We start from the raw sequence: 4,314 nt of genomic DNA on the forward strand, positions 1-4,314 counted from the left end.
TGTCCGTCGTCAGAACATTTGGCACAGGTCGCGGCGTAAATTAGCGGAGTGCGGGCCTCGTCTGTTGTTGGGTTTTAGGCGGCGAGCTTACGGTGTTGCAAGCGCCGATGTTCAATGGTCTGTCGCTTGATCCTTTCGCGTTGTTTGATGATGGCTGGTGCCCTGCCGAAGTAGGCGTCTGCGGGCGTCACGTTGTTTAGGCTCTCGTGGTATCGGCGGTGGTTGTAGTGCTCGACGAAGGTCTCGATCTGGGCCTCAAGGTCGCCGGGCAGGAAGTAGTTCTCGAGCAGGATGCGGTTTTTAAGGGTCTGGTGCCAGCGCTCGATCTTGCCCTGGGTCTGGGGGTGCATCGGGGCGCCGCGCACGTGGCTCATCTTGTTGGCCTCGATGTATTCAGCCAGTTCGCCCGCGATGTAGCTGGGACCATTGTCGCTGAGCAGCCGGGGCTTGTGCAACACCGTGGCGCTGTCGCATCCGGATGCGACCAACGCTACATCCAGCGTGTCGGTCACATCCTCGGCCCGCATGTTGGTGCACAACTTCCAGGCGATGATGTAGCGCGAGAAGTCGTCGAGCACGGTGGAGAGATACATCCAGCCCCACCCGATGATCTTGAAGTAGGTAAAATCGGTCTGCCACATCTCGTTCGGCCGGGTCGTCTTGGTATGGAACGCATCAGCCGCTTTCACCACGACGTATGCCGGGCTGGTGATCAGATCGTGGGCCTTGAGCAGGCGGTAAACCGTAGCTTCGGACACAAAGTATTGGCGCTCATCGGTAAATCGCACCGCCAGTTCGCGCGGTGACAGCTCGGACTGCTCCAGCGCCATTTCGACGATCTGGTCCTGCACCTCGGGCGCGATCCGGTTCCACACCCGGCCTGGAGCCGATGGCCGATCCGCCAACGCCTCCGGGCCGCCTGCGAGGTAGCGGTCATACCAGCGGTAGAACGTCCGCCGGGCGATGCCGAGTTGGTCCAGCGTTCGCTTGGCAGGCAGGTGGGACTGCTCGACGATCCTGATGATCTCGAGCTTCTCGGATGCGGGATACCTCATTCTTCGTCGCCCCCATCCGCGATCATGCTTTTTTTGAGCAAACGGTTTTCCAGCGTCAGGTCGGCCACGCATTCCTTCAGGGCGCGGGCTTCGCGGCGCAGATCCTGCACCTCGCCAGTGGTCGCGGCACGGGCGGTATCACCGGCCAACCGGCGCTTACCTGCTTCCATAAACTCCTTCGACCAAGTGTAATACAGGCTCTGGGCGATGCCTTCCTTGCGGCACAGCTCTGCGATGCTGTCCTCACCACGCAGGCCGTCCAGCACGATGCGGATCTTTTCTTCGGCAGAGAAATGGCGCCGGGTTGCTCGGCGGATATCCTTGACCACCCGCTCAGCTGGGGCCTTCTTGGGAGGGGATTTTTTCACGGAGGGTTGGGTCTTCATCTTCGTTCCTTCGTCACTACGACGAAGCCCCAACCCTCCTTAAATCACAACCTCAAATCTGTGCCATTGGTGCTGACGGGGGACAGAAGTCAGGCAGAATAATGGCCGATCCGGCAGCAGCCCGCTCCATTCGCAAATATACCGCCATGCCAAGGGCGAGGCGGTGGCCGTCGATCTGCCGGGAGGAAAGACGCTGTTTGCGCTGTTGCGTTCCGACAGTGACGTCGAATGGGCGGCTCAAGTCATGCATCTGCTCGCGCCCGAGATTCAGGGCGAGACCAGCCAAGATTCTTTCGACAATGTGTTGCTGATTAAGGGCAAGGTCGTCGTGCCCTGCGGATTCCGACGATCGCGCGCATGTATTCCGATCTGATGCCGCGCAGCGTTCCGCTTTGATCGCGCGCAGGTGAAGCACCTGATCGTTGGTATGTTGTGGCACTATGCTTTGCCGCGGGTCAAGCGGCTTGAGCGGCGATGCTTCGCCGCATGGATTCCCCGGATAGCTCGAGCCTGTGGGCGTTGTGGACAAGCCGATCGAGGATGGCATCGGCGTAGGTCGGATCGCCGATGAGATCGAACCAGCGCGCGATGGGTAGCTGGCTTGTTACGAGCGTTGAACGGCGCCCATAGCGATCCTCGAGGATCTCCAGCAGATGATGGCGGGCATTGCCATCGAGCGGCTCAAGCCCCCAGTCATCGAGGATGAGCAGGTCCACGCGGGCCAGGCTCTTCATGCGCGCAGCAATGCGGCCATCGCCCTTGGCAAGCGACAGCTCGTCGATCAACCGCGGCAGGCGGGTGTAGAGAACCGAGCGATTGTCACGGCAGGCCTGATGCCCGACGGCGCAGGCCAGCCAGCTCTTGCCGACCCCTGCTGGTCCGATAATCGCACAGTTCTCATGGGCAGCGATCCAGCTGCCCTTCAGCAGCATTTCGAACAACCGCCGATCGAGCCCGCGGGCGCTGCGATAATCAACGTCCTCAGGCACGGCTTGGTGCCGCAGCTTTGCCTGACGCAGGCGCAGGGCGAGGCGCTTGTCATTGCGCCATGTCGCTTCATGATCGAGCAGCAGCGCCAGCCATTCCGCGTGGTTCAGGCTGGCGGCATCGCCATTGCCATCCAGATCCGCAAAGGCTTGGGCCATGCCGATAAGGCCAAGCTGGTTCAACTGATCAAGTGTGGGGTGTTTGAGCATCCTTGCTCCTTTCAGTGGTAGTATTGAGAGCCCCGGATATTGTCGTGCAGGATCGGCTCGCGCTCCGGGGCTTTGGACACGGGCACCTTGTCGAGCCCCTTTTCGAGGATCGATTTTACAGACGGATAATTGCGCGCGCCGATCTCCAGCGCGCGAAGCGCAGCCGCTTCAAGGCGCTCAGCGCCGAACCGCTTGGACAAGCCGATGATCCCCAGGCACGAACGGTAGCCTTGCTCGGGATGCGGCCGGTCCTCGATGATGCGCGCCATCAACAGCGACAGCATCGGGCCGATCCGGCCCGCCTCCTCCTGGATCTTTGCCGGTGTCCAGTCGAGATAGCGCCGGTGGCTCGATGGCATGTGCTCGGGCACGGTCGTGTGCCGACCATTGCCACTGCCGCGCATGTGCACCGCGATCCGCTCGCCGCCGAGGAAGATCTCGACGCTGCGGGCCGTGTAACGCACCTCAACCTCGCGCCGCGCGTAGCGGTGCGGCACCGAGTAATGATGCTGCTCGAGCGCGATATGGTAATCGAGCCCAACCCGGCAGCGCTTCCATTGCGCATGAACCCATGGCTCCGGTGGCAGCGGCTTCAGGTTCGGCGCATCGACCTCCTCGAACAGCTGGCGGCGCGTGCGGCCGAACTGGCGAAGCACACGGCGCTCATTCAGATCAGCAAGGCACTCGGCAATGGCAGCGTTGAGCTCGGCCAGGCTGTAGAAGATGCGATTGCGCAGACGGCCCAGCACCCAGCGCTCGACGATCCTGACACAGGCCTCAACCTTCGCCTTGTCCTTGGGCCTCCTCGGCCGTGCCGGCAGCACTGCCGTCCCGTAATGCCGAGCCATGTCCGTGTAGCTGCGGTTGAGCATCGGATCGAAGTGGCAAGCCTTGATCACCGCGACCTTGGCATTGTCGGGCACCAGCAGCTGCGGCGCTCCGCCGAAGAATGCGAAGGCAGCATTGTGAGCCTCGGCCCAGTCAGCAAACTGCTCGGTCCAGGTCGCACACGCAAACGACAGGCTCGAGCCGCCCAGCACCGCGACGAACAGATGCGCATCGCGGATCTCGCCGGTTCTGCGGTCTACCACCACCGGCACCGTGTCGCCCGCATAATCAACGAACAGCTTCTCACCGCCGGCATGGCTCTGGCGCATCACCAGCGGCAGCCGGCCTTCCCAGCGCCGGAACAGGTCGCACCACCGGCTGTAGCGATAGCCGTCGGGGTTCGCCGCGTGGTATTCCTCCCACAGGATCTGCAGCGTCACGTGCTTGCGCTTCAACTCGCGCGCCACCACCGCCCAGTCGGGCTCAGGCAACTTGCGGCGCCCGGGCTTCACCCCTGGCACGCCGTAGAGCCGGGACTCCAGGTCGCTGTCCGTCATTTCAGGCTGCACTGGCCAAGTCAGACCCGACCGATCGAACCGCCGAAGCGTATCCCGGACCGTCGTCGGTCCGACCCCGACCCGCTCGCCAACCACCCGCGTCGAAAGCCCGCAGTCCAGACTCAGACGCAAAATCTCGCGCACATGGCGCATCGTAACTCTCCTCGTCGGCATGCATTCCTCCAACCGTTATCCGGTCGAAAGAATGCCCCAACGATCAGGTGAGCCTCACCTCAAACTGCGCGCGATCATATCGGAATGCTGCGCGCGCAATTCTCGGAACACCGCGCGC

Annotated in this window: 4 protein-coding genes; 1 reads left to right on the top strand and 3 read right to left on the bottom strand. The window is 62.3% G+C overall.

Annotated features, from left to right (window positions below):
- Positions 1-74: 74 nt before the first annotated feature.
- A protein-coding gene (locus BZF57_RS20500; RefSeq protein ID WP_120222458.1) for an IS3 family transposase occupies positions 75-1,441 on the bottom strand; the annotation gives its coding sequence in 2 pieces (ribosomal slippage) (positions 75-1,090 and positions 1,090-1,441; 1,368 coding nt in all).
- Positions 1,442-1,604: 163 nt separating this feature from the next.
- On the opposite strand from BZF57_RS20500, the gene BZF57_RS20505 reads away from it, so the two are divergent.
- Positions 1,605-1,814 carry a hypothetical protein gene (locus BZF57_RS20505; protein WP_086741213.1) on the top strand — a complete coding sequence of 70 codons (210 nt, stop codon included), beginning with the start codon at positions 1,605-1,607 and terminating at the stop codon, positions 1,812-1,814.
- Positions 1,815-1,896: 82 nt separating this feature from the next.
- Here BZF57_RS20505 and istB read toward each other — a convergent pair whose 3' ends face one another.
- Together istB and istA are read right to left on the bottom strand one after the other, a co-directional pair.
- Positions 1,897-2,637 carry an IS21-like element helper ATPase IstB gene (gene istB / locus BZF57_RS20510; RefSeq protein ID WP_086738086.1) on the bottom strand — a complete coding sequence of 247 codons (741 nt, stop codon included), beginning with the start codon at positions 2,635-2,637 and terminating at the stop codon, positions 1,897-1,899.
- Positions 2,638-2,648: 11 nt separating this feature from the next.
- Positions 2,649-4,175: an IS21 family transposase gene (gene istA / locus BZF57_RS20515; protein ID WP_162290999.1), complete on the bottom strand. Its 1,527-nt coding sequence runs from the start codon at positions 4,173-4,175 to the stop codon at positions 2,649-2,651.
- Positions 4,176-4,314 lie beyond the last annotated feature (139 nt).

Origin of the sequence: Erythrobacter colymbi (assembly GCF_002155685.1) — a bacterium.
GTDB lineage: Bacteria > Pseudomonadota > Alphaproteobacteria > Sphingomonadales > Sphingomonadaceae > Erythrobacter > Erythrobacter colymbi.